This is a genomic window from Corynebacterium sp. L4757, assembly GCF_043673995.1.
Taxonomy (GTDB): domain Bacteria; phylum Actinomycetota; class Actinomycetes; order Mycobacteriales; family Mycobacteriaceae; genus Corynebacterium.
This window is the reverse complement of the sequence record NZ_JBIMEN010000002.1, coordinates 393,705-417,327: the sequence shown is the minus strand read 5'-3', so window position 1 is coordinate 417,327 and position 23,623 is coordinate 393,705. Positions and strand designations below refer to the sequence as shown.

Here is a 23,623-nt window from a genome sequence, read left to right as displayed (position 1 = left end):
AGGCAGCAGGCGAAGCTCAGACACTGACGTGGTCCTGTAGCTTCTCAAATTTCGCGGGCCCAATGCCAGAGACGTCCATCAGCTGTTCAACAGAGTTAAAGCTGCCGATGGTGTCGCGATAGGCAATGATCGCATCTGCTGTTACCTGCCCAACCCCAGGCAGCGACATCAAATCGGCAGCAGTTGCAGAGTTGAGATTAACTTTCCCTGTCCCTGATTCAGAACTTGGTTCAGTATTGTGTTCAGGACGAGCTTCCTCACCAATGCGGCTGACGTAGATCTGTTCGCCATCGGCAAGCAATTGCGCATGGTTGATGGAAATGATGTCGGCATCATCGGCCAATCCAGACATCTCTAATGCATCGGCGACGCGCGAGCCCTGCGGCAAAGTAATGATGCCGGGATTGTGCACCGCCCCGACCACGGACACCACTACCTCACTAGGCAGCTCAGCTTCTGAGGTGGTTTCCTCGATTTCCGCGACAGGTTCTAAAGGCGGCAATGCCTCAGATTCCCGATTGGATAGCGCCAACCACAGTAAAACTGCGATAACCACCCCAATCGCTGCTAGCACAGCCTGCCAAGGAGCAATTTTTACACGAGGGGTGGGATAAGCAACATCGAGGATAGGTTCTTCACCGGTTGGTGCAGTGAGTTCTTTGATTCGGTCAGATATGTGATTCATGATCTGAGACTAAATAAAAGCACAACCCCCACACCAGAGAGAAGAGGAAAACCTGTGGATAACTTTATTGACGCATCACCTAAGCGCTGGAGTTATCCACAGAATGGTCCTTATTTCATGCCCAGCAGGTGGGTTGGCGTCTTGGAGGTCTCTTTACCGGTGGCAAAAGACAGTCCGGCAAGCAGGGAGAAGAACAAGCACAGGAAGGCAACTGGCAACCAATTGCCGGCCTGACCGCCATTGAGCCACTCCGCGACAGCTGGCGCGAAGCCCGCGACCAACATGCCGAGCATCAGACCGATAGCCATGCCGGAGTATCGCACCTTCGCCGGGAACTGCTCCGGGAATGCTGCCATATAGGTTGCATTTGGCGCCGAATAGCAGATACCCATGAGCACCATCGCAGACAGATAAATCAGCGGAACATTACCAGTGCTAATCGAGCTAAAGAATACGAACGTCATGGCACCCGCACTCAAGGCGCCGGTGATGAATACTGGTTTGCGGCCGATGACATCGGAAAGCAAGCCCAACAATGGCTGCGTGATCACGGTGGTCATGTTCGCTGCAGCAATAACCATCAGCATGGTGGTGCGCTCAATATCATTGTGGACTGCGTATGACAGACCAAAGACGTTCAGGACGGTGTTAATCATGGTGTAGGTGGAAGAACCCATGATGCGCAGTACAGATGCCCAGTGGTTCCTGAAGAGCTCCACCAGCGGAACCTTCGGGGTTTCTTCCGCTTCATCGACTTCTTCTTCAAAAGTCTCAGACTCCTCCAGATGCTTACGAATCCACAGGGCCAGAATGGTCATGAATGCACTGAGCAAGAATGGGATACGCCAGCCCCAGCTAAAGAGCTGTTCATCTGGAAGAGCCGCAACTGGGATGAACACCAGGGAAGACAGCACGATACCGAACATCACGCCCGAGGCGGTAAAAGATGACAGGAAACCACGGCGACGCTCAGGAGCATGCTCCATTGCGAGCGAAGCAGCGCCTGGTGACTCACCACCAGCAGAAAGGCCCTGGCAAAGACGAAGCAGAACCAGCAGAATTGGCGCTGCGATGCCGATTTGTCCATAGGTTGGCAGCAGGCCAATCGCGAAGGTTGAAATACCCATGAGGAACAAGATGATCATCAGTGTCTTGCGTCGGCCCAAAGTATCACCCAGGTGGCCAAACAAGACGGCACCCGCTGGGCGCGCAACATAAGCCACGCCCAATGTGGAAATAGACAAAAGCACGCCATTCGCGGAACCCTCTGGGAAGAACACATGGTGGAAAACCAGAGCTGCTGCTGAGCCGTAGATGAAGAAGTCATAGTATTCCAGGGTCGAACCGAGGAAAGCCGAAAGCGCAGCGCGCTTTGCTTGAGGCGTTGACTTTGTAGGGTGTTTCTCTTGGATAGGTGGCGCAATAGTCATATCAATATCTTCCTGATTTGGTGTTCAAATATGAGTTGCTTAGCAATCACGAGAGATAATAACCAGCATCACATTGTGAGAGAAATGCAGAAATCAACTAATTTTAAGTAGAAAAAGCACTTAAAAAGCAAGCTTCTTTATCGTGACCTGCATAAATCGCAGAATTAATCCAGAATTATATGCGTTAAATCCTGGTCATTAGGGAGATGAAAATATTTCCTCGGCGACGTCCAAAACCACGTCTCGAGCCACCCGATCGAGCCCTTTCATCCACGCGATACCGTGACGCAAGTTTGCAGAATTCTGTTTGATGGGGATGGCTACTGTGCCTTGTGGCGCCAGCGTTCCGGTGCCTTGCGTTGTAATCGCGACCCCTACTCCCCGTGCGACAAGCAGCAGGGCCAAGAAGGGGTCTGGTACTTCTTGAGAAATCTTCGGCACAAAGCCCGCTTCGGCGCAGAGCTGAACCGTTGTATTACGAAAGACAGAGCCTGTAAACTCCGGCGTGGTGACAAAACCTTCTTGGGACAAATCCGCCAAGTCAATGAGAGGTTCAGAGGCCAGTACATGATCTGCAGGCAAAACTACGCAAAAGTCTTCTTTCCGGATCAATCGCGTCTCAATATCAGGGGCATCAATGGGCAGGCCCATCATCGCGATATCGAGCGTGCCCTGGCGCAACATGTTGAGCGCTTCGTGGGTAAGTTTTTGCCCCACCAGTTCCAGTTCCACCAGCGGATGCCTTTTGTGGACTTCACTGGTTAATAGCGGCAGCGTGGAATAATTCAGAACACCCGAGAACCCCACGCGCACCGTACCCACAATGTCACCTTCAGCAGCTGATACCTGCTCGCGCGCCTCTGTCATGGTGGCAAGAATCTTCCTCGCCTGGGGCAGAAATGCCTTGCCCGCGGCGGTCAATTCCACTGAACGGGTACTGCGATTAAAAAGCTTCTGCCCCAAATCCGCCTCAAGTTTGCGAATCAGCTGGCTCAGGGGAGATTGCGGCATGCCCAAGCGGTCGGCTGCATTAGAAAAGTGCAGCTCCTCCGCCACGACCACGAAGCCCTCTAACCACTTGATGTCCATCAGACTGAGTAAACCGCAGAAACACCAATCGCGCCAGGGCCCACGTGAACAGCAACAACCTCGGTCAGCTCAGTCAGGATGAAACTGGAGCCGTCGGGCAGGGCTTGCTCCAATAAATCTTGCAGAATCTCAGCTTGTTCCTCAGCGTCATAGTGCTGCAGAGCCATAAAGACGGGTTTGCCGCCGGCTTCCGATGCCACCAAGTCCACCAGCTTGATGAAGCCCTTCGTCTGCGTGCGGGTCCTACCTACTAGCTCCAGCTTGCCATCATTGAGCGCCATGATTGGTTTGGTCGCAAGAAGCGCGGTAGAAATCATCGCGGTTGTCGCTGACATGCGCCCCGAGCGGCGCAGCTCATCGGTGGAGCTCAGGTACACCCAGGTCCGTCCCCGCGAAAGCGTATCCTCAGCTGCTTCATAGCATTCATCGATATCGGCGCCATCGGCAGCCAACTTTGCCGCCGCCATCGCCGCAGCGCCCAGCACCATGCCGGCCGTTCCCGAATCAATCACGCGGACCTTATCATCAGGGAAAACACCTGATGCCGTGGCCGCCGCCGACCACGTAGAAGACAATTCTTTGGCCAAGTGCAGCCCGAGCAGTCCTTCATCCCCGCCGCGTTCCATCTGACGGCCATACTCGGCGGCAATTTCTAGCGCCGATAATGCAGAAGTCGAGGTTTCATCCTCATTCTCCATGATGTGGAGCTGACAAACCGTGATGTCTAATTCATTAATGATTTCTTCAGGCAGTCCCGCCGAGGAATCCGTGACAATTCGAACGGGCATTAAACATCAGCCCCGGAACCGCCCACCACGCGGGCGCCCATGTTCCATCCATCGAAGTACCAATTCGCGCCATCAACCGTGTCCGGAGTGAAATCCACGGTCATGTCTGAGCTTTCCGGATCAAAGCCCGGACGCGCCGTCAGCTGCGCCCAATGAGTATTTTTCAGTCCCGAAAGCATGTGATATTGCTCGTGGCGCAAATCGATCAAATTACAGGTCAACGCAGCAATCGCGCCGCCATGTGCCACCACCAGCACCGTATTATTTTCCCAGTCAGAATACTTGCGCATGTACTCATCAATCACCGGGCGTGCTCTTTCAGCAACCTCCACGCGGGACTCACCGCCAGGAGGTGCCCAGGTGGGGTCATGGCGCCACTTCGCGCGCGCACCGGGATACTCCGCATCCACCTCAGCCGAGGTCTTGCCCTGCCACTCCCCCAGGTGGGTTTCGCGAAGGCGCTCATCCACCGTGATGCCGACGCCCAATTGCTTGCCGACGATCTCCGCCGTCATTTTCGCCCTCGACAAATCCGACGCCACGATGCGGGTGATGCCTTGGCCCACCAAAAGACGCCCGGCGGACTCTGCTTGCGCAACCCCGTCATCGGAAAGCTGCGTATCCAGATGCCCCTGCATGCGGCCGGTGGCGTTATATGTGGTCTGACCATGTCGGATCAGAATTAGACGACGACTCATGAAAACCTAGTATTCTTCGTCTTCTTCTGGCTCTTTCTCAGCCAGCGGAATGTCATCAATAGACTGCGCGTCACGAATATTATCCCAGGTACCTGGGCGCGTAGCCGGCTCAATGCCCTCAATCTCAATGAGCGGGCAATCATGATAGAGGCGGTCCAGGCCGTAGTATTCGCGTTCCTGTTCGCGCTGAACATGCACCACGGTGAAGCCATAATCCAGCAGTACCCAACGGTTTTCGCGCACGCCTTCTCGACGCTTCGGCTCAAAGCCTTCCGCAGTCAGGGCGTCTTCGACTTCCTCCACGATGGAACGCACCTGACGCTCATTATCTGCTGAGGCGATAACGAATAGTTCGGTAATGGCCAGAACGTCAGACACATCAATCACAGCGATGTTGCTGGCGGACTTCTCATCAGCAGCTTTAGCTGCCAATTCTGCCATCCGGCGGGCCGCGTCAGTAATACTCACAAAGTTCCTTTTCTAACCGTGCATCATTGAAATACGTATAGCAGGTATTTACTCTACAGCGCTTTACCTTCATTTGGGCTATACAGGTGATTTTTCGCAATATACTGCACAACCCCGTCTGGTACCAAGTACCAAACCGGAATCCCCGACTTCGCCCGCTCCCGGCAGTCGGTCGAAGAAATCGCCATCGCCGGAATATCAATGAGCTCAATATTATCGCGCTGGTCTTCTGGCACCATATCGCGCGTGAGCACATAACCGGGACGCGTGACCCCCACGAAATGCGCCATGGTCAGCATTTCTTCCCAATCGCGCCAAGACATGATCGACGCCAAGGCATCTGCACCCGTAATAAAGTACAGCTCAGCATCCGGATAGAATTCGCGGATATCGCGCAGCGTATCGATGGTATACGTCGGCCCATCGCGCTCAATATCCACACGCGAAACCGTAAACCGCGGATTCGACGCGGTTGCCACCATCGTCATCAAATAGCGGTGTTCCGCATCCGTTACGCTACGGTCTGCTTTTTGCCACGGCTGTCCCGTGGGCACAAAAACGACCTTATCGAGGTCAAAGCGGTACGCAACTTCACTCGCTGCAACAAGGTGGCCGTTATGAATCGGGTCAAACGTGCCACCCATGATTCCAATCTTCTTCATAAACCCTTAACCGTAGCGGCGCTGATCCACGAACCGTCCAAAGGCATCCGCTACTTGCGCATCCCACTGAGATTGACGCAAGAAATAACGGCCGTGGTTGCCGCCATTGCCTTCCGATGCCCTAAGCGTTCCCACCGTCGCATTACACACACCATCTGCTGGTAGGCAGTAGTTGATGCGATTATTAGTACCCTTGGCCGCAACGCTGTTATTTGGCATATCGCCCAAAATACCGGAAGCACCTGGCACGCCAACGGTGGTTGGATCATTGCGGTTAGTCATCGGGCTGCCAAAAGAAACCACGCCCGCGAGCTGTCCACGGTTTGCCAATTCTTTCTCATGGCCCGCCAAAATCATCGCACCCTGAGAGTAACCAATCAGGACATAACCAGGTTTGCAGCCAGTGGTTGCCTCATAGTGGTTGATTGCCTGCATCACGCCAGCCTGACCGGTCTCTACCGAGTAGCGGAATTGTCCCATCGCGCTCACCGCGGTGTTCACCACGGGAGCTGCGTAACGGTACACAATCCGCAACGCATCCAATACTGTCTCCGGCGCAGCTACATCTGGAACCTCATACTCTGGGTAGGTTGCTGGATAAACATTCGGACCCAGCCCCAGAACGTGCACGTCCTTCATCAAGGAATTGCCGCCGTGGGTTGCTTTGTAGCGCTGCTCCGAGGTCTGCAGGAACGCACGAATCGATTCGCCTTCCCAACCATTGGATGGGCGTGCACCGCCATACCAAGTTGGTGAAATATTCGTATTCTGCCCCGAGCCACGCGCTGCGACAGCCACCACTGCCGGGCACTGCTCCTGAGCTTGAGCGGCGGTAGGAACCAATACGAGGGATAATGCAGCAGCCGCTGCGGCAATCAGTGCGCGTACAGACTTCATCGCTATTTAAATCCTAGCTGGTAAAAAGATGCGGGAACGGCTACTAAATCTAGCCTATCCACAGCCTTCTTGCTCAAAATAATAAAATTAGGAGCAAAATCACAGCCAATGCCGCCACAGCAGTTGACATAACAAACACTGATAACACTTGCGGCCGAACTTCCCACTTATTTGAGCGCCGATATCTCGAGGATTGCCTCATCGCAATATTCAGCGCCACCATCGCGCTCACCGCCGAAACAGCCATCAGCGCCAGCTCATGCATGGATGCTGCAACCCTTGTTGCAAGCCCGGCCACCACCAGAAAAGACACCAGCGTGCGCGTCCACGCCATGGTTGTCCGCTCTGGCTGCAAACCGGGATCCGTGTGCCTTTCCATCACAGCACCACAACCACAATTCCCAGCACACCACCGATTGCCGCCGCAAAAGACAGCACCGGCACGAGCTTTGGCGCGGGCAACGCTTGACCAATACGCATGGCTTTTTCCACCAGGGCCCATCGGAAAGCTGCTCCTACGGCAACAAATCCCGACACAATAATCAGCACCAGCGACACGACTGAATTCATCCACGCCGGAATCTCTTCAAACGCGAAAATCTCCAACGCCAAGCCGCCCGCCAGAAAAGCCAATGACGTTCGAATCCACGCCAAAAACGTGCGTTCATTAGCCAAGGTGAAGCGCGGGTCGGGGTCCTCGCCTTCCTCCCAAAATTTCATGAACCTAATGATACTTGTAAGCTCAGTTTAAAAATTAGCTAAGGAGAACTATATGGAGACCTGGGAACCTACCCTGTCCGCCGGGCCCTTGCTAGGAATCGCACTGGGCGCCATCCTGCTCATTCTGCTGCTCGTCATTAAATTCCGCATTCACGCCTTCGTCACCCTCATCATCGTTTCCGCGCTCACCGCCCTGGCCGCTGGCATTCCGGTCTCCGGTGTCGTGCCCACTATGATTGACGGTTTCGGGTCCACCATCGCATCGGTCGCCCTACTCGTCGGTCTCGGCGCTATGATTGGCCGCATCGTCGAGGCCTCCGGCGGTGCGCAATCGCTTGCCGATGCCCTCGTCACCGCCTTTGGCGCCAAACGCGCCCCCTTGGCCCTGGGTATCGCGTCCCTCATCATGGGCTTCCCGATTTTCTTTGATGCCGGCCTCATCGTCATGCTGCCCGTCATCTTCGCTGTTGCCCGCCGACTCGACGGTCCGGTTCTCACCTACGGCATCCCTGCTGCCGGTGCGTTCTCAGTCATGCACGTATTCCTGCCGCCACACCCCGGCCCCGTTTCCGCTGCCGAGTTTTACAGCGCGGACATCGGCTACATCCTCGGTCTCGGTCTCATCGTTGCCCTGCCGACCTGGTACGTTTCCGGCTACCTGTGGGGAAAGTTCTTAGGTAAGAAATTCCCATTCAAGGTCGACGACGCCCTGCTTGGCGAACAAACCCAGCACGATCCCGCAACAGTCGCCTCCCCAGCAAAGGTCATCAGCGTCATGCTGCTGCCGATGCTGCTCATCTTCTGCAACACCGGCATCAACACCCTATCCACCGCCGGCACCATTGATGCTGACAGTACCTTCGCTGACATCCTCACCTTCATTGGTCAGACCCCAATCGCGCTGCTGATTACGCTCATCATCGCAATGATCGTGCTTGGACCTAAGGACCGCGACAAGCTCGAAAGCCTCATGGATGGCGCCCTCGGCCCAATCTGTTCCGTCATTCTGATCACCGGCGCCGGTGGCATGTTCGGTGGCGTTCTGCGCACCTCCGGTATTGGCGATGCACTTGCCGATTCCATGTCCGACCTCGGCATCCCCGTCCTCTTCGCGGCTTACCTCGTAGCAGCTGTACTACGCGTGGCCCAGGGTTCCGCAACCGTTGCCCTGACCACCGCCGCTGCCCTCATGGCCCCTGCCGTTGAGGCAGCCAACATGAACGAGATTCAGCTCGCGCTTCTCGTTCTGGCGACCGCCGCCGGCTCCGTATTCTCTTCCCTGGTCAACGACTCCGGCTTCTGGCTGGTCGGCCGCCTCATGGGAATGGATGTCTCCACCACCCTGAAGACCTGGACCATGAACCAAGTCTTCATTTCCGTCATCGGCTTCGTAGTCGTCCTTATTCTGTGGGCGATCCTTCCAAGTAGTTAGCCGCAGCCTTCGCCACCTCGGCGACTTTCGGCGCAATATCGATCACGATTCCCGCTTCATCCGGTTCCAGCTGCTCCAGCGTTGCAAATTGCGAGTCCAACAGCGATGCCGGCATGAAGTGGCCCGTGCGAGCATTCATCCGCTCCATCAGCAACGCATGGTCCCCTGCCAGGTGCACAAACACTGCTTCTGGGCAATAGCTGCGGATCAGATCCCGGTACTTGCGCTTCAACGCACTGCATCCGATCATCAAACCATCCGAGGCCGCTAGCTCCTCACCAATGCTTTTTAACCACGGCATCCTGTCCTCATCATCGAGCGGGATGCCTGATTCCATTTTCTGGATATTCGCCTCCGGATGCATGTCATCCCCGTCCCGGTAAGGCAGCCTCACCAGTGGACTCAATTGCTCACCCACCGAAGACTTGCCGGATCCGGAAACACCCATGAGAACAACATGGCGCGAGATTAGAGAGTGCTCAGTCATTCCTCCATTATCCACATCTAGCCGGGCTCCCCTTCATTAGATTTCGTCATTTCGCGAAATCCTCACTCGCCGGACTCAAGCCTCTCCTCACACGATTTCGTGATTTGGCGAAATCCCCCAGGATGATTCTTGGTTGATGGAACTTGCTGCTGGCTTCATGAAATTTCGTCATTTGGCGAAATCCTAGAACGGTGGTTCCTCGGTTGTGGCCGTGGTTGCAGGTTCTTTCTTCCACGAGCGGGCCCAATCTTGAGGCTTTCGGCAAGTCTTCTTAACCCGGCGTTTGAATTCATCAATCTTGTCCTGCGGAATTAGGTTTTTAAACTTATCCGCTTCCTCTTGGATACGGCGCTCGAATTCCTCTTCCTCGGCTGCTGCAATCTTCTTGTGAACGCGAACCCAGCCATCGATATCATCGGAAGGCGTGAACTCTAGCCCCATGCGCTTTGCTGCTTCGATGAGCATAAACACGTTCTGGCTCATGAACTGTGGGAATGGTTTATTAAAATCGCCTTCCCGCAGCCAAGCCTGAGCAAGCTTCACGTCATCAACCCAGTTGTCGTCCATGAAGTCTTGGACTTCTTGCTCACGCTTTTCTTCTTCTGCGCGCTCGCGGTACCAATCATCGATTTCCTGGGCCTGTTCATGCGCACGTTCCTGCGCGTTGCGGCGACGAGCCTCAATCTTTTGGGCGAAAGTTTGCAGCCAGTTCTTAGAGCCCTTGCCGATTGGACCGTCTTCAGCGTTATCCGCGACCCAGGTTCCGTCCTCAAAGAGCCAGTAGACGAGCTCAGAGATTGGGTCGATGATGTAAAGCGCGCGCGTATCGGTCTTGATGTTGTGGTGATGCTGGCACAGGGCGTAAAGGTTCGACGGCGAGGTTGGACCGCCCTCGGCATGATTGTGACGGTGGTCGAGCTGGCAGTTGTGCGCCGGCGTGGTGCAGCCTGGCCATCGGCAAGTTCCGTCGCGGCCTTCAACGAAGGTGCGGATGGCATCGGTAGGCCGGTAGCTTTCGGTCTCGGCGGTGGCGGCTTCATCCATATCCACAACCGTCGCGCCTTCCTTGAGCCTCTCGACGGTTTCGGGACCGACCCAGCCGACTCCCTGCAGGTAGGACGGTGCGCCCTCCAGGTCTTTAGCGGTAAACAGCGCAAGCTTCGTCTGCACAAGCTTGGACGTAATGTCACCGGTCAGGACTTTCAAGATTGCTTCAGCGCGGCTGATGCCATGTTCTTTAGCTGTAGCTTTAATGCATTCGTTAGCTGCTTCGATTTCTTCGTGCGGAGCCTCGATGGTGATTGAAGAGGAGTTCGCCGATAGCTGTGTCTTGGCCATTCGCCTGGTTGGGCGTGGGTCTTTCTCCGGCACGCGTTCGTCAAATTCGCTGACCATCTGACGTACTCGCTGGCCAATATTATTTGGCCCGGGAAGCTGCTGATTCGCCGTACGCGGGGTCAAGTACCTGGTGATTTTGGCATCAAGCGCCTCCATAACTTCAGGTTCAGGCGTCGCGCCCAGCTTGGATAGTGCGGTATCAATCGCGACAATTCGAGGAAAATCCAGGTGCCAGTATGTAGTGACAGCTTCATACAGCCGTGGTAATTCAGTTGTTAATCGTTGGAGGGCGACGAGGATTTTAATAACTTTGTCTGGAGTTTCGCCGACGTTTCGGGCATATCGTTCGCTTACTAATTCGCTATCTTCTTCGAATTCGGGAATCAGCTTTAACCACGCGTCATACTCGGCGCTACGGGTTGTGGAATAGAATTGGGCTAATGGGTTGTCGGGGCAATTTACTGCGTAAAAGCTCGTTTTCATTGCAAGTCCATTCGGTTCGAACTAATTTTCTATAGCCTAGTCTACGATGTAGACACACGTCCGTCTAGTCGAACAAAGTAACGAATAGGTATCAGTTTCAATAGCCGCCCGCGCGCCTGACACTTGTTTGACAGAATGGGCTCCAATAACTTCGAGGAGAGGACTTCCATCGTGACCTACCGTGTGCAAAACCCAATGACCGATGAGGTTGTGGAAACGTTCCCAACCGCTTCGACGGAAGATGTTGAGCAAGCGCTTGCCGATGCCGCGGGGGCGGCGAAGCACTGGGGTGAGGTGGAAATCGACGAACGTGCTGAGATCATCCTTCAGGTGTCGAAGCTTTTCGATGATAGAAAGGCTGGGCTGTGTCAATTTTTGTTGACGGGGAAACTCTTTGGTTTGTTGGTTAGGCCGCTTGCGCGGCAGTAGTCGTTGGTGGGGTCAGGAAGTCGTCCATTGCTTTCTTAGGGATTTTGCCGGTGCTGGTGTGGATGCGACGCCGGTTGTAGTAGGCCTCGTTCCATTCGCCCACACCGATCCGTGCTTCTAGCTTGGATTGAAACTGTTTGCGTTCGTAGAGTAAATGCAGTTTCAGTGTGGAAAAGAACGATTCCGCCACGACCGTTATCCCAGCACACTCCTACCTTGCCGACCGATAGGCGAACATCGTGACTTTCGGCCCACTTGCTTAGTGCCGCACTAGTGTATTGGCTGCCGCGATCAGAATGAAATATGGCATTACCAGCGACATAGCCACCACGATGAGCCATGGCCAGGGCATCAATCACCAACTGACTGGTCATACGATCCGCGACCTGCCAGCCTGTAACCATCCTGGTGGACAAATCAATAACGGTCGCCAGATACATCCAGCCCTGCCCGGTGCGAAGATAGGTAATATCACCACATAAGTGCGTTGTGGGCACCGGTGGAGTGAAATTGCGTCGTACCAAATCACCGCGATACGGTGCATTCTCATCAGCGATGGTCGTGCGTTTGTATGCCCGGCGATACTTAGTAACTAATCCCAGCTTTCGCATGGTATTACGCACGGCATACAACGATACTGTGATACCACGTGTGGCCAGTTCAGCGGCGATGGTACGTACGCCGGCGAAACCACGGTGCGCATCAAAAATGGTTTTAATTTGCTCCGCAATCCGGTCACGGAATCCTCGTGGAGTCGAAGAAGGATACTTTTGGTTACGGCGCTTTTTCCACGCGTAGTACCCAGCCCGGCTTACGCGTAGCAGCCTAGCCATCATAGTCACGGTAAAGCGGGGTTGTTGGTGTGTGCCTTCTTCATCAAAGCGATAGATAAGGGCAAAAGCGCGCTCGTCTACATGCCCTTGGCGAAGAAGGCCGCTTTTTTAAAAACTCGTTCTCCAGTTCCAGTTCACGAACGCGTTTAGATAACTCGGCCGCATCCTGTGAGTCAAAAACCGCTTTACGTCGGTGCGGCCCAGAGCCGGTACCTTGCGTGCCCTGCGCAGCAGCTACCCAGCGTCCTAAGGCCGAGGCTAAGACCTCATATTCACGGGCTACTTCTTCCCGGGTCTTTCCCAGCACCAGTACCGCATCAACACATTACTGCTTGAACTGTGGTGGATAAGCCTTTGACATACTCTCAATCCTTGTCGGTTATGGGTTTCCCTGTCAACAAGAATCATCACACCCCAACCAGCGCCGCTGATTCTGACGGTGATCGCTGGGCACTTCTTTCCGGATGCGATTGCGATGCCGGAGTTTGTTGCCGTGGTGGGCTTTTTGATTATTGGTTGGTTCTGCGGCGGAGGGTTGTCTATGCCGGTGCTGAAGATTTTTGCGCGCCAGCTGCCGAGGACTCTGGTCTTTATCATCCTCACCATCGCAACCTGCGCGTTGACGGCTCTTCTGCTCACTGCCTGGCTGGATATCTCATATTTTGATGCCTACTTGGCCACTAGCCCTGGCGGTCTGGAGACCGTGCTGGCGCTGGCGCATGAGGGCGGCGCGGGCCCCGCGGTGATTAGCGTGCAGCTCATTCGGTTGCTGTCGCTGCTGATTCTCGCGGGGTATCTGTCCGGGATAATCAAATGGATTCTTAGGAAAGGCCAGGGATAATCGCGTTCAGGCCCAAAAAGAGCACAAGAACAACTAGTGGAATCACAATAGTTACCACCGCGACGTCTTTATAGGACAGCCGGTGCGTCATACCGCAGACAATCAACATCGTGAGCACAGCGCCATTGTGCGGCATTGAATCAAAGCTGACTGAAGCCATCGCAGTCACACGGTGCATCAGTTCCATGCTGATTCCTTGGTCCGCTGCCAGCTGCGCAAGCTGCTCGCCCATAGTCTGCATGGTAATACTCAAGCCACCCGACGAAGAACCGGTGATACCGGAGATTACCGCTGTAGACACTGTGGAAACAACGAGAGCATTATCGCTTACTTCCAGCATGTTGTCTTGCACGAGGGCGAACACCGCTAGAGAAGCAATAACTGCGCCGAATCCAACCTCGGATGCGGTAGTAAAGCATGGCAAAATCGCATTTTTCGCACCATCGGAGAATTCTTTGACCGACTGCTTAACGCGCTTTGGGAACATCAGCACCATAACAAAAATGGCAAGCGCCAAAGAGAGCGTCGGTCCCCAGATACCAGTCAAAGATTGAATATCAGTGGCGCCATATTTTTCTCCTGCCAGGTAGGAAGTATCCATAACATCCGCGAAGTAAAAGACAAATGAAAAGTTGACGATGATGACAACCAGGATTGGGATTATTCCGAGCAGGCCTTGAACTTTCACCGAGGGATCGGTCTTCAGGGCCGAGTTTTCGCTCAGTTGCTCATCACCGATTCCAGTTGGAACTGGTTCATCTTCAGCATTAAGCGGCAAAAATTCTTCGCCAGTCTTATGTATTTGCTTCACCCGGTACTCAAGCCAAGCGGTGCCGGCTGCGAGCATAACTGCGGCAGCTCCCAAGCCGAAGTAGGGAGCAGCATAAACATTGGTTCCAAAATGGCTGGTAGGAATCGCATTATGTACCTGCGGGGAGCCAGGTAGCGCAGCTAGGGCAAAGGTAATCGTGCCTAATGCGATCGCAGCAGGCATGAGACGCTTAGGAATACGAGCTTCTTTGAACAGCGCTGTCGCAATTGGCACGATGGTAAAAGCAACGACCCAGGCGGACACACCACCATAAGTGAGCAACGCAGTAGCGACGACAGTTGAGAACATTGCTCGTTTGGGACCAAAGAGCGTGGTTATGCCTTTAGCAAGATAGCGCGCCAGACCCGTGGAGGTCATTAGATACCCAAAAATCGCGCCAAAGAGAAACAGTGGGAAATACTGCACAACAAAGTTGCCAAGAGCAGGCATGAAAATCTGGGTATACGTAGCCAAAATGGGCTGGCCCGAGAAAATTACTGCGATAAGTGCAGCAAATGGTGCAACCACAACCACGGAATGTCCACGGTATGCGAAAGTAATAAGGAAGACGAGGGAGAGCACGACTCCAATAAAAGCGATGATCAAGAGGTACTCCTTAGAAAGGGACACTAGTATTGGAAAGCATGGTTTCTGGTGCCCGTGAGCGGATTTTGGAGTGTTCCCGCCGACTCTTTAGTGAGCGGACGTTTTCGCAGGTGTCTTTGAAGGACATCGCTACTCAAGCTGATGTGTCTGTGGCGTTAATCGTGAAGCACTTTCACAATAAGGACGCCCTGTTTGAGGCCACTGTCGATTTCAGCAATTCCTCAAAGGCACTATTCGCGGGAGAGTTTGCCGATCTCGGTCGCACCGCTATCCGTGAAACTCTCACTGCGCCGCATAATGCGCCTTATTCGATGGCGCGGACTATCTCGGTGTCGGCGGGTAATCCGGATAGTCTCAATGCCATCGGCAAGCGGATTCGCTCCGACCTGCAAGAAGTATTGGTGAAAAGAATCCGAGAAGAAGCGCCGCACCCGACCCCCTCCCCGGAGCTGAGGGCACAATCGGCGCTGGCGCTTCTGCTTGGTTTGTCTATGATGCGCAGGTTTGCCGATACTGAATTTGAATCATTCAGTGAGCAAAGTTTGGAGAATCATTATTCGGAGATTCTCCAAAGCATTATTAACGGCGAACCTCGTTGATTACTGCGGAGAAATCGAGCGCGCCATTACCGGCAGCAACAAATTCTTCATAGGTCTGAGCAGCAATCTTTCCCAGCACGGTGTCGGTGCCGGTGGCTTCGGCTGATTCCATAGCCAAACGCAGATCCTTCAGCATGAGACCGGCGGAGAAACCCGGCTGAAAATCATTATTCGCGGGTGACGTCGGCACCACATCTGGGATGGGAGCGTTGACCGATAGGGACCAAGAGTTACCGGTGGCATTCGACACCACGTCGAAGAATGCCTGGTGCTCAAGACCAAGGCGTTCGCCCAACACGATGGCTTCAGAGAGCACCATCTGTTGCACGGCCAGAATCATGTTATTGCAGGCTTTGACCGCCTGACCATTGCCAGCCTGTCCGCAATGAGTAATGGAACGTCCCATGACATCGAGCACCTCGCGTGCCTGGTTGAAGGCTTCTTCGGTTCCGCCAACCATAAAGGCCAGCGTGCCGGCTTCCGCACCAGAGGTGCCACCTGAAACGGGAGCATCAATAAATTGTGAGCCGTGGTCAGCAACGAGCTCCCCTACCTCGCGGGCGTCCTGCACAGAAATGGTGGAGGAATCAATGAAGAGCTTGGATGCGGAGTCTGTTTCGAGCAGCTCACCGAGAACTTTCTTGACCAGGTCGCCATTCGGCAGCATGGTGATGACAACGTCCGCGCCTTCGGCGGCTTCTGTCGCGGTGTCAAAGGTAGAGATGCCTTGACTTTCTGATTTTTCTCGGGCCTCATCTGAAACATCGAAGCCGCGCACGTTCAGCTCTGCTTTGGCCAAGTTAGCGGCCATCGGACCGCCCATGTGGCCCAGGCCAATGAATGCGATAGTTGGATTAGACATGATGTGAATCCTTCCTTAATCCATAACGGGCATGGAGAACTGTGGGCCAGCATTTTCGTCCTCTGGCCAGCGGCTCGTCACGGTCTTGGTCTTGGTGTAGAAACGGAATGAATCAGGTCCGTGCTGGTTGAGGTCGCCAAAACCAGAGGCTTTCCAACCGCCGAATGTGTGGTAGGCAATCGGTACTGGAATAGGGACATTGATTCCGATCATGCCCACGTTGACGGAGGTTGCGAAGTCACGTGCAGCACCACCATTGGAAGTGAAAATGGCTACGCCATTGCCGTATTCGTGCTCGGTTGGAAGTTTGACGGCTTCCTCCAATGTGTCTGCGCGCACCATGGTCAGCACGGGACCGAAAATCTCGTCCGTGTAGATGGACATATCCGTGGTGACATTATCGAAGAAGGTAGGTCCTGCGAAGAAGCCATCGGCTAGCGATTCCCCTTCGAAGGAGGCAGATGACATGTCCAGGTCGCGGCCATCGGCAAGCAAGGTAGCACCGCTGTCGACGCCCTGCTGAATGTAGTTCTCAACGCGATCTTTGGCGTCCTGGGTGACCAGCGGGCCGTAGTCAGATTCCTTGTCCAAGCTGTGACCGACCTTGAGATTCGGAATCTTGGCAGCGATGGCATCGCGCAGTTTATCGGCGGTTTCTTGGCCGACGGGAACGACTACGGAAAGTGCCATGCAACGCTCGCCGGCTGAACCGAATGCCGCACCGACAATAGTGTCGGCGGTGGCTTCGATGTCGGCATCGGGAAGCACAATGGCATGGTTTTTCGCACCACCGAAGCACTGTGCGCGCTTGCCGGTGGCAGCGCAGCGCTCATAAATGTACTGCGCAATCGGGGTGGAACCCACGAAGCCGATGGCACGGACAACGTCTGAATCCAGCAATGCGTCAACTGATTCTTTACCGCCGTGGACCACGTTGAGGACGCCAGCTGGGCCGCCGGCCTCAATGAAGAGCTCTGCCAGACGATTCGGAACGGAGGGGTCGCGCTCTGAAGGCTTGAGAATAAACGCATTACCTGCTGCCAATGCAGGTCCGGCTTTCCACAGCGGGATCATCGCTGGGAAGTTAAACGGCGTGATACCTGCGACAACGCCGAGTGGCTGGCGCAGCGAATAGGTGTCAATGCCGGTACCGACCTCGCTGGAGTACTCACCCTTGAGCTGGTGAGGCGCACCTAGCGCGAACTCGAGCACCTCTAGACCACGCTGGATATCACCCTTGGCATCGGGGAAAGTCTTTCCGTGCTCGAGCGACAAGGTTTTAGCCAGCTCATCCATGTTGTCATTGATGAGCGCAATCCACTTCATGATGACGCGGACTCGCTTTTGCGGATTCAGACGCGCCCACACCTTCTGGGCTTCCTCAGCGCTAGCAATCGCGTGGTTCACGTCTTCGACATTGGCAAGTGCAACTTCGGCCTGCGCCTTGCCCAGGGAAGGATTGAGGACTGGCTGCGTATTGCCAGAAGTACCTTGATATTCTTTGCCGTCAATGTAGTGATTGATGGTTGTCATGATGAAAAGCCTCCTTGAATCGTGTAAGCCTGAGCCTAATGAGATTCAAGGCACTGTCGATAGGATTCTGTGCACTAAGACACTATTTACCCCCGAGACGACGCACCTAGCTGCGTAGTACGATTTAGTGAGTGGGTGTACACCATTCACCCTTCATCGCGAAAGGACGTTCACAATGGGTTCACGGAAAGACTGGGAAGCAGACGTCATCCTGAATGACGGCGGAATTGCTTCATTGCGCGCTATTCGCCCTGATGACGAGGAGAAATTGCATGATTTCTATTCGCGAGTGTCGGATGAATCCAAATACTTAAGGTTCTTCGGCAACCATCCCGTGCTCAATGAGGAAGACTTGCAGCGTTGGATGGATACTTCCGGATACACCAAAGTCACGCTGGTCATGGTGGAGCGTGATGACATCATCGCCGTAGCCGGATATGAATTGATTGAGATGTTCCTACCCGCGCGCGTGGGTGATGTGTCATTCCTGGTCCAAGACTCGCACCAATCGCGCGGCTGCGGAAATATCCTGCTCGAGCATCTCGCTGAAATCGGCCGCGAAGGCGGGATCGAGCGCTTCTATGCAGAAATGCTCATGAATAACCGCCAAATGGCTCAAGTCTTTATTCGCGCCGGCTATTCCGCCACTCCTGAATATGGCGATGGATTGCTCACGGTTGATTTCACTATCGAGCCCAATGAGAAATCACGCGAGGTCATGGAACGCCGCGAAATGCGGGCAGAGGCCAATTCCATCTCCCGGTTGCTCAACCCGGCTTCCGTTGCGGTCGTGGGATCAATCGAAGGCGTAGGAGAAGTGATCCCGTCTTTGGTACAGGGAAATTACCAGGGAAACCTACACATTTTGACCACTCATTCTGGCGAAGATTCGGTTTCAGAAACCCTGGAGAGACTCGACGTCGATGTCGATGTACTGCTGGTTGAGCATGACCCCGAGAATCTCACGGCAATTATGGCCGCCGCAGCTGCCAAGAATGCTAAAGGCATCATCATGGTGGCCGGAAATCAGATGGCACGAGTCTCAGCCGAAACATCACGAGAGATGGTACTTCTGGCCAGGGATTATGGCTTGCGCGCGCTTGGTCCGGCAGCGCTCGGAGTCATCAATACTGATGACGAGATTTCACTCAACTCCACCCCTGCACCCATGCCACGAGTAGGGCAAGTTGGAATCTTCACTCAATCTTCAGGAGTCGGCGCGCTCGTTCTCTCCCGGGCTATAGAACGAGGATTGGGTATTAGTTCATTCATCGCAGCTGGTTCCTTTGCCGATGTCACCGCTAATGATGTGATGCAATACTGGGGTTCAGATGACAACACCACAATTTGTTTATTATCGCTGGATACAATCGGCAATCCCCGAAAATTCTTCCGGGTGCTCCGCCGACTGGCGCTGGAGAAATTCGTGGTCGTATTCATGCCCTCGCGCGCTTTACGTACCTCCAGCCACTATGACCTGGAGCAAAGCTCCCACTTAGAAGAAGTTGATACCTTCGCGCTGGATGCAACCATCCGAAATACTGGTTCCATGGTGGTCACTAGGCGCGAAGCCATGTATGACATTGCGCAATTACTTGACCTCCAGCCGCAGCCGCAGGGCTACCGGATTGCGCTCATTTCCAATAGCACCGGGCTGACCTCCCAGATGGAGCAGTCAGCACTGCGCTTTGGTTTAATTCCGCAGGTAGTGATTTCTTCCGAAGACATTGTGGAGGCCGCAACTAGCACTCTTAGGAATCCGGAAGTTGACGCGGTCCTGTGCACGGTGGTGGATATTGGCCCAGGCCATGGCCTCAAAGTGGTTCGGGAAGAACTGGAGGCTCTGGCCAACACATCTGAAAGAATTCCGCTCATTGGCTCGTTCATAGGCTTTCATAAGTCTGACATCGCGCAAGGAAGCCTGCCGGTCTTTGACAATTACGCGGACGCGTTGGAAACACTCCAACTGATCCTGAATAATGAAGCCAAGCGCGCCGAAGCACGTCCCCACCCTGAGGATGAGCTGGCGGAAGGAAATGCTGGTCAAGCACAAGCACTGATCGATGAAATTCTGGAGCAGTCCCCGCAAGGCCGGTGGACAACAGATTCCGAGTGCGCGCAGATTCTCAAAGCCTATGGGATTGAAGTTGTTCCTTGGCTGGAAGTTACTTCCATTGAAGAAGCAATAAAGGCCGGCGACAAGCTTGGGTGGGATGTGGTGTTGAAGTCCCTAAGCCCAATGGCGCGCGGGCGCTCGGAGTGGCCGACCGTGATTCGTCATATCCGCGATGAACACAGCATGGAAGACGCGTGGAATACTCTCCGTGAAATGGCCATCGATCTAGATATCATCCCTGCTGAGAGCCGCGATATTTCTACCCTCAAGCCCGTCGTTCAAGCCAACGCCACCACCGGGGCATCACTGACCATCCGTGGCATTGAGAATTCAGTCGTAGGACCAATCGTTTCTGCAGGCATTTCCGGAATCCCGAATGACCTGCTGAATGACAAAGCGTGGCGCGTCCCGCCCATCCGCCGCAGTGATGCAGCCGCCATGTTGGAGTCTTTAGAGTCTTCTCCCCTCCTCACCGGCTACCGCGGGGCAAAAGCTTCCCGCATGTCCACGATTGAAGACATCATCATGGCGGTCTCGAGGTTGAAAGATGACATCAGCTCAATCGTCGAAATAGAGCTCACTCCCGTCATCGCGGGCGTCAATGTCACTGAGGTCGTCGGTGCACGCATGCGCATTGCGCCGCTTCGGTCCGAACGCGATCCGCTCGCACGTGCATTTTCTCAATAGGTGGTTTACATGAAGCATCTACTGATTGATACGGAAGAAATCCACCATTACAGCCTGGGCAACAATCATCCGATGGGCCCCGACCGCGTTGATAATGCTCTCGAGCTGTCCAAGCGGCTGGGCATTCTGGATAGTTTTTCTATTGAGCATCCCGCAGCGCCTGCCGATGAAATCCTAGAATTAGTTCATAGCAAAGAATATCTTCAGGCAACGCGCGTCCATAAGCCTAACCTGAAATTTGGCATTGGAACCGAGGATAATCCGGTGTCGCCAGGGCTTTCCGATGTCGCTGCGCGCATCAGCGGGGGCACCTTAGAAGCAGTGCGCTCGGTCTGGGATGGGAAAACAGAAAGGGCAGCAAACCTCGCGGGAGGATTGCACCACGCTTTTCCGGATTCGATGGCAGGTTTTTGCATGTATAACGATGCCGCAATCGCCATCATGTGGCTATTGAAAAACACGAATGCCCAGCGCATTGCCTACATAGATTTCGATGCCCACCATGGAGATGGCGTAGAGAAAATCTTCTGGGATGAGCCGCGGGTTCTCACCATCTCTGTACATGAGTCCGGTCTCTACATTTTCCCGGGAACTGGTCACGCGCATGAGGTGGGCGGCCCGAATGCGGCAGGAACAGCCGTCAATATTGCGGTCTCTAAAAATGCCGAAGACCATGAATGGCTGCAAAGCATCCACGCTGTAGTACCGGCAATCTTGGAGAAATTTTCGCCAGAACTAATCATCTCGCAGCATGGGGCAGACCCCCACCGTGCAGATCCTTTAACTGACCTGACGTTGAGTATGGATGCCATGGCTTTGGCTTATCATTCAATGTCTGCCTGGGCACGTCAATTTGCAGGTAACCGGTGGGTTGCCTTGGGAGGCGGCGGTTATGAACCACAATCAGTGTCGCGCGCCTGGACACATGTGTTGGCAGCGGTCACTGAGCAACCCATCGATGCCCACACCGAAGCGTTTCGGGGCGTGAAAATGGGAGATGAAGGAGTCGACATTGGGGCTCTAACGCAGTACAGCCCGCAACAGATCGCCACCTGCCAGCCAAGTCCGGCACTGGTGGCTACCACGCGGGCTATCTTCCCCTATTGGGGACTGCAGCCTTATGGCTAAACAAACGCAGAGACGCCGGTGATCGCCCGACCAACAATCAGAGAATTAATTTCATATGTGCCCTCATAGGTGTAGAGAATCTCCGTATCGCTCATCATCTTTGACAAGTCATAGTCTGTGAGAATGCCGTTGCCGCCGCCGATGTTGCGTCCAGCTGCAGCGGATTCGCGTGCCAAACGCGTGCAGGTAGCCTTTGCCAGTGCGGCATGGGGCATTTCCAGCTGTCCGGCTTCTTGAACTCGTGCAATTTGCGCCATCATGGACAGAGAGACTGTCGCATTACCCAAAATCCTGGTCAAGGCTTCTTGAACAAGCTGGAATTTAGCGATGGGACGTCCGAATTGGTCACGGGAGACCGCGTACTCACGGGCTTTATCAAAGATCCCCAGTTGAATGCCTGCTCCCTGCCATGCCACCCACGCGCGGGAGCTGCACAGGAAATCATTGGTGTTGGCGAAGGATTCTGCTCCCGGGATGATGTTCTCAGGCGGAATGAGCACATTATCGAAGGTGATATCTGCATTCTGCATGATGCGGAGTCCCATTTTTCGGGATATCTTCTCTGCTTTCACCCCATCCCGGTCCATTTCCACGATGAAGCCTTTGACCTCATTATTGGCTACATCGCGTGCAAAGCAGATGGCGAAGTCAGCAAAAGTGCCGCCACCGATCCAACGCTTCTTACCATTGATGACCCAGCCATCTGCAGTGCGCTCAGCTGTTGTGGCAAGGCCTCCCGCAATATCAGATCCATGGTCCGGCTCGGTGAGCGCGAAGCAACCGATCTTCTCGAATTTCCGCAAACCATCGAGCCATTTTTCACGCTGGGCATCACTCGCGAGCTGATCAATCAACGCCAACACAAGTTCATTGTGAATACCCACCAGTGCCGATATCGAGACGTCTGCGCGGGTTACCTCCGCATATGCAAGACCTCGATAGAGTCGCGAAGTGCCCGAGACAGCGATTTCCCCGAGCCCAAACTTCGCAAGTTCAGGTAGTAGATGGAATGGGAATTCTTCTGAATCCCAGTACTCTCCTACTTCCGGGCGAATCTTGGTTTGCAGAAACTCATGGAGCTCTTGCAGTCGCTGGGCTTCGTCAGGATCGAGTTGATCCGCAACGCCGAGGATATCTGCGTGCGGGAATGGAATCCCTTCGAATAATGCGTGTGCGGCATCATCGCTCTTTATAATCGGTGGCATAGTAGAACTCTCCCAACGTGGTATGGCTCGGGTCTCCCCAAACACCATGAGTACAATTTTGTTGATTATCGTACACATGAATATGGGCCATGTCACCAGTTTCCAAAACTGACGCAGCACAAGAAGGAATGCCATGACCAAAAAGAAGCCCCTCACACCCCGCCAGCGAGAGCTATTCAACGCCCTCCTGAGGGACTTTTTAGTCGAAGGTTTTGAATCCTTCACCATCGATAACGCCAGCAAACGCTACCACTGTTCGAAGTCGACAATCTATGGACTAGGAACCACCCGCGATGAAATTTTGACGCGAATCCTGGTGAGCTACTTCAAAGAAATTAGCCGCAGGACCGCCCCTGAAATTACCCCAGGGACATCGTTCATTCAGGCCTTCACAGACTACTTCGACGACATTAAAGAGGCACTTTCTGCAGGTAGTCCAAAATTTATGAAAGATCTAGCCAATGACCCGGTCGCGCGCGAAATCTACGCAATCAACACCAAAGCAGCGACGGGCATTATCCACGATCTACTCGAGCGCGGCGTGAAATCCGGTGAATTCACCATCGATTCCATTCCTTTTGCCTCCCGCCTCATCCAGCAGGCCATGGAAGACATCCAACAAGGCACCTATTCTGACGTGCTTGAAACCAAGGAAGCATACGCAAATCTTGGCCAACTCATCCTCAACGGACTGAGGAAATCCTAAAAGATTCCAATATCGCTAGATATTACTTCGACATCGAAGTAAGGTAGGTTAGGACGCAAGTCACATACAGAAGTGATACGTTGCCCAATA

25 protein-coding genes and 1 pseudogene are annotated in these 23,623 nt (G+C 54.1%); 7 read left to right on the top strand and 19 right to left on the bottom strand.

Annotated features, from left to right (window positions below; all coding sequences use genetic code 11):
- Positions 1 to 16: 16 nt before the first annotated feature.
- From ACG98I_RS04385 to ACG98I_RS04340, 10 genes are all read right to left on the bottom strand, one after another.
- Entirely contained in the window at positions 17 to 685 is a 669-nt protein-coding gene (locus ACG98I_RS04385; protein ID WP_394718683.1) for a helix-hairpin-helix domain-containing protein, read from the bottom strand.
- Positions 686 to 795: 110 nt separating this feature from the next.
- Positions 796 to 2,115 carry an MFS transporter gene (locus tag ACG98I_RS04380; RefSeq protein WP_394718681.1) on the bottom strand — a complete coding sequence of 440 codons (1,320 nt, stop codon included), beginning with the start codon at positions 2,113 to 2,115 and terminating at the stop codon, positions 796 to 798.
- A 198-nt stretch (positions 2,116 to 2,313) separates the two neighbouring features.
- The gene (locus ACG98I_RS04375; RefSeq protein WP_394718680.1) at positions 2,314 to 3,204 is read right to left on the bottom strand and encodes a LysR substrate-binding domain-containing protein; all 891 of its coding nucleotides are present in this window, start codon (positions 3,202 to 3,204) and stop codon (positions 2,314 to 2,316) included.
- A complete protein-coding gene (locus ACG98I_RS04370) occupies positions 3,204 to 3,992 on the bottom strand; it encodes a DegV family protein (RefSeq protein ID WP_394718678.1) in 789 nt (262 codons plus the stop codon). The genes ACG98I_RS04375 and ACG98I_RS04370 overlap by 1 nt, the downstream gene beginning before the upstream one ends.
- On the bottom strand, positions 3,992 to 4,690 hold the full coding sequence (locus ACG98I_RS04365; protein ID WP_394718676.1) for a histidine phosphatase family protein: 699 nt from the start codon (positions 4,688 to 4,690) through the stop codon (positions 3,992 to 3,994). The genes ACG98I_RS04370 and ACG98I_RS04365 overlap by 1 nt, the downstream gene beginning before the upstream one ends.
- 6 nt (positions 4,691 to 4,696) lie before the next feature.
- Positions 4,697 to 5,158, bottom strand: a complete 462-nt coding sequence (gene rsfS, locus ACG98I_RS04360) for a ribosome silencing factor (protein WP_394718675.1) — start codon at positions 5,156 to 5,158, stop codon at positions 4,697 to 4,699.
- 53 nt (positions 5,159 to 5,211) lie between these two features.
- Positions 5,212 to 5,820 (bottom strand): nicotinate-nucleotide adenylyltransferase, encoded by a 609-nt coding sequence (nadD, locus tag ACG98I_RS04355; protein ID WP_394718673.1) that lies wholly within the window; start codon positions 5,818 to 5,820, stop codon positions 5,212 to 5,214.
- A gap of 6 nt (positions 5,821 to 5,826) precedes the next feature.
- The gene (locus ACG98I_RS04350; protein ID WP_394718671.1) at positions 5,827 to 6,717 is read right to left on the bottom strand and encodes a cutinase family protein; all 891 of its coding nucleotides are present in this window, start codon (positions 6,715 to 6,717) and stop codon (positions 5,827 to 5,829) included.
- A 73-nt stretch (positions 6,718 to 6,790) separates the two neighbouring features.
- A complete protein-coding gene (locus tag ACG98I_RS04345; RefSeq protein WP_394718669.1) occupies positions 6,791 to 7,096 on the bottom strand; it encodes a DUF202 domain-containing protein in 306 nt (101 codons plus the stop codon).
- Positions 7,096 to 7,437, bottom strand: coding sequence for a YidH family protein (locus ACG98I_RS04340; RefSeq protein WP_394718668.1), 342 nt, complete (start codon positions 7,435 to 7,437; stop codon positions 7,096 to 7,098). The genes ACG98I_RS04345 and ACG98I_RS04340 overlap by 1 nt, the downstream gene beginning before the upstream one ends.
- 52 nt (positions 7,438 to 7,489) lie before the next feature.
- On the opposite strand from ACG98I_RS04340, the gene ACG98I_RS04335 reads away from it, so the two are divergent.
- On the top strand, positions 7,490 to 8,869 hold the full coding sequence (locus ACG98I_RS04335) for a GntP family permease (protein WP_394718666.1): 1,380 nt from the start codon (positions 7,490 to 7,492) through the stop codon (positions 8,867 to 8,869).
- Here ACG98I_RS04335 and ACG98I_RS04330 read toward each other — a convergent pair.
- A complete protein-coding gene (locus ACG98I_RS04330) occupies positions 8,838 to 9,356 on the bottom strand; it encodes a gluconokinase (RefSeq protein WP_394718841.1) in 519 nt (172 codons plus the stop codon). The genes ACG98I_RS04335 and ACG98I_RS04330 overlap by 32 nt on opposite strands.
- 183 nt (positions 9,357 to 9,539) lie before the next feature.
- Positions 9,540 to 11,177 (bottom strand): HNH endonuclease signature motif containing protein, encoded by a 1,638-nt coding sequence (locus ACG98I_RS04325; protein ID WP_394718664.1) that lies wholly within the window; start codon positions 11,175 to 11,177, stop codon positions 9,540 to 9,542.
- A gap of 135 nt (positions 11,178 to 11,312) precedes the next feature.
- Here ACG98I_RS04325 and ACG98I_RS04320 point away from each other — a divergent pair, with 135 nt between their 5' ends.
- Positions 11,313 to 11,606, top strand: coding sequence for an aldehyde dehydrogenase family protein (locus ACG98I_RS04320; protein ID WP_394718662.1), 294 nt, complete (start codon positions 11,313 to 11,315; stop codon positions 11,604 to 11,606).
- On the opposite strand, the gene ACG98I_RS04315 is transcribed toward ACG98I_RS04320, so the two are convergent.
- The 3 genes and pseudogenes from ACG98I_RS04315 to ACG98I_RS04305 all read right to left on the bottom strand — a co-directional run bounded on the left by ACG98I_RS04315 (position 11,584) and on the right by ACG98I_RS04305 (position 12,746).
- A complete protein-coding gene (locus tag ACG98I_RS04315; protein WP_394718661.1) occupies positions 11,584 to 11,796 on the bottom strand; it encodes an integrase core domain-containing protein in 213 nt (70 codons plus the stop codon). The two genes, ACG98I_RS04320 and ACG98I_RS04315, sit on opposite strands and share 23 nt — an antisense overlap.
- Positions 11,797 to 11,827: 31 nt before the next feature.
- Positions 11,828 to 12,439: pseudogene (locus ACG98I_RS04310) on the bottom strand (IS3 family transposase); the annotation flags it as partial.
- Positions 12,440 to 12,482: 43 nt separating this feature from the next.
- Positions 12,483 to 12,746, bottom strand: coding sequence for a hypothetical protein (locus tag ACG98I_RS04305; RefSeq protein ID WP_394718659.1), 264 nt, complete (start codon positions 12,744 to 12,746; stop codon positions 12,483 to 12,485).
- A gap of 84 nt (positions 12,747 to 12,830) precedes the next feature.
- On the opposite strand from ACG98I_RS04305, the gene ACG98I_RS04300 reads away from it, so the two are divergent.
- A complete protein-coding gene (locus tag ACG98I_RS04300) occupies positions 12,831 to 13,280 on the top strand; it encodes an AbrB family transcriptional regulator (RefSeq protein ID WP_394718839.1) in 450 nt (149 codons plus the stop codon).
- Here ACG98I_RS04300 and ACG98I_RS04295 read toward each other — a convergent pair.
- A complete protein-coding gene (locus ACG98I_RS04295) occupies positions 13,261 to 14,697 on the bottom strand; it encodes a GntP family permease (RefSeq protein WP_394718658.1) in 1,437 nt (478 codons plus the stop codon). The two genes, ACG98I_RS04300 and ACG98I_RS04295, sit on opposite strands and share 20 nt — an antisense overlap.
- Positions 14,698 to 14,735: 38 nt before the next feature.
- On the opposite strand from ACG98I_RS04295, the gene ACG98I_RS04290 reads away from it, so the two are divergent.
- Positions 14,736 to 15,296: a TetR/AcrR family transcriptional regulator gene (locus ACG98I_RS04290; RefSeq protein WP_394718656.1), complete on the top strand. Its 561-nt coding sequence runs from the start codon at positions 14,736 to 14,738 to the stop codon at positions 15,294 to 15,296.
- Here the strand turns inward: ACG98I_RS04290 and mmsB are convergent.
- Together mmsB and ACG98I_RS04280 are read right to left on the bottom strand one after the other, a co-directional pair.
- Complete coding sequence (gene mmsB, locus ACG98I_RS04285; RefSeq protein WP_394718655.1) at positions 15,277 to 16,158, bottom strand: 3-hydroxyisobutyrate dehydrogenase; 882 nt, start codon at positions 16,156 to 16,158, stop codon at positions 15,277 to 15,279. The two genes, ACG98I_RS04290 and mmsB, sit on opposite strands and share 20 nt — an antisense overlap.
- Positions 16,159 to 16,173: 15 nt before the next feature.
- The gene (locus ACG98I_RS04280) at positions 16,174 to 17,691 is read right to left on the bottom strand and encodes a CoA-acylating methylmalonate-semialdehyde dehydrogenase (RefSeq protein WP_394718653.1); all 1,518 of its coding nucleotides are present in this window, start codon (positions 17,689 to 17,691) and stop codon (positions 16,174 to 16,176) included.
- 175 nt (positions 17,692 to 17,866) lie between these two features.
- Between ACG98I_RS04280 and ACG98I_RS04275 the strand changes: the two genes are divergently transcribed.
- Both ACG98I_RS04275 and ACG98I_RS04270 read left to right on the top strand, forming a co-directional pair.
- The gene (locus ACG98I_RS04275) at positions 17,867 to 20,494 is read left to right on the top strand and encodes a GNAT family N-acetyltransferase (protein ID WP_394718652.1); all 2,628 of its coding nucleotides are present in this window, start codon (positions 17,867 to 17,869) and stop codon (positions 20,492 to 20,494) included.
- A 9-nt stretch (positions 20,495 to 20,503) separates the two neighbouring features.
- A complete protein-coding gene (locus ACG98I_RS04270) occupies positions 20,504 to 21,622 on the top strand; it encodes an acetoin utilization protein AcuC (RefSeq protein ID WP_394718651.1) in 1,119 nt (372 codons plus the stop codon).
- On the opposite strand, the gene ACG98I_RS04265 is transcribed toward ACG98I_RS04270, so the two are convergent.
- Positions 21,619 to 22,827, bottom strand: coding sequence for an acyl-CoA dehydrogenase family protein (locus tag ACG98I_RS04265; RefSeq protein ID WP_394718649.1), 1,209 nt, complete (start codon positions 22,825 to 22,827; stop codon positions 21,619 to 21,621). The two genes, ACG98I_RS04270 and ACG98I_RS04265, sit on opposite strands and share 4 nt — an antisense overlap.
- Positions 22,828 to 22,960: 133 nt before the next feature.
- On the opposite strand from ACG98I_RS04265, the gene ACG98I_RS04260 reads away from it, so the two are divergent.
- Positions 22,961 to 23,533 (top strand): TetR/AcrR family transcriptional regulator, encoded by a 573-nt coding sequence (locus ACG98I_RS04260; RefSeq protein ID WP_394718648.1) that lies wholly within the window; start codon positions 22,961 to 22,963, stop codon positions 23,531 to 23,533.
- Positions 23,534 to 23,623: the final 90 nt, after the last annotated feature.

Bases quoted from the DNA above. Each gene is read 5' to 3' on its own strand.
- ACG98I_RS04385 (WP_394718683.1), bottom strand. From the start codon at position 685: ATGAATCACATATCTGACCGAATCAAAGAACTCACTGCACCAACCGGT.
- ACG98I_RS04380 (WP_394718681.1), bottom strand. From the start codon at position 2,115: ATGACTATTGCGCCACCTATCCAAGAGAAACACCCTACAAAGTCAACG.
- ACG98I_RS04375 (WP_394718680.1), bottom strand. From the start codon at position 3,204: ATGGACATCAAGTGGTTAGAGGGCTTCGTGGTCGTGGCGGAGGAGCTG.
- ACG98I_RS04370 (WP_394718678.1), bottom strand. From the start codon at position 3,992: ATGCCCGTTCGAATTGTCACGGATTCCTCGGCGGGACTGCCTGAAGAA.
- ACG98I_RS04365 (WP_394718676.1), bottom strand. From the start codon at position 4,690: ATGAGTCGTCGTCTAATTCTGATCCGACATGGTCAGACCACATATAAC.
- nadD (WP_394718673.1), bottom strand. From the start codon at position 5,820: ATGAAGAAGATTGGAATCATGGGTGGCACGTTTGACCCGATTCATAAC.
- ACG98I_RS04350 (WP_394718671.1), bottom strand. From the start codon at position 6,717: ATGAAGTCTGTACGCGCACTGATTGCCGCAGCGGCTGCTGCATTATCC.
- ACG98I_RS04345 (WP_394718669.1), bottom strand. From the start codon at position 7,096: ATGGAAAGGCACACGGATCCCGGTTTGCAGCCAGAGCGGACAACCATG.
- ACG98I_RS04340 (WP_394718668.1), bottom strand. From the start codon at position 7,437: ATGAAATTTTGGGAGGAAGGCGAGGACCCCGACCCGCGCTTCACCTTG.
- ACG98I_RS04335 (WP_394718666.1), top strand. From the start codon at position 7,490: ATGGAGACCTGGGAACCTACCCTGTCCGCCGGGCCCTTGCTAGGAATC.
- ACG98I_RS04330 (WP_394718841.1), bottom strand. From the start codon at position 9,356: ATGACTGAGCACTCTCTAATCTCGCGCCATGTTGTTCTCATGGGTGTT.
- ACG98I_RS04325 (WP_394718664.1), bottom strand. From the start codon at position 11,177: ATGAAAACGAGCTTTTACGCAGTAAATTGCCCCGACAACCCATTAGCC.
- ACG98I_RS04320 (WP_394718662.1), top strand. From the start codon at position 11,313: ATGGGCTCCAATAACTTCGAGGAGAGGACTTCCATCGTGACCTACCGT.
- ACG98I_RS04290 (WP_394718656.1), top strand. From the start codon at position 14,736: ATGGTTTCTGGTGCCCGTGAGCGGATTTTGGAGTGTTCCCGCCGACTC.
- mmsB (WP_394718655.1), bottom strand. From the start codon at position 16,158: ATGTCTAATCCAACTATCGCATTCATTGGCCTGGGCCACATGGGCGGT.
- ACG98I_RS04280 (WP_394718653.1), bottom strand. From the start codon at position 17,691: ATGACAACCATCAATCACTACATTGACGGCAAAGAATATCAAGGTACT.
- ACG98I_RS04275 (WP_394718652.1), top strand. From the start codon at position 17,867: ATGGGTTCACGGAAAGACTGGGAAGCAGACGTCATCCTGAATGACGGC.
- ACG98I_RS04270 (WP_394718651.1), top strand. From the start codon at position 20,504: ATGAAGCATCTACTGATTGATACGGAAGAAATCCACCATTACAGCCTG.
- ACG98I_RS04265 (WP_394718649.1), bottom strand. From the start codon at position 22,827: ATGCCACCGATTATAAAGAGCGATGATGCCGCACACGCATTATTCGAA.
- ACG98I_RS04260 (WP_394718648.1), top strand. From the start codon at position 22,961: ATGACCAAAAAGAAGCCCCTCACACCCCGCCAGCGAGAGCTATTCAAC.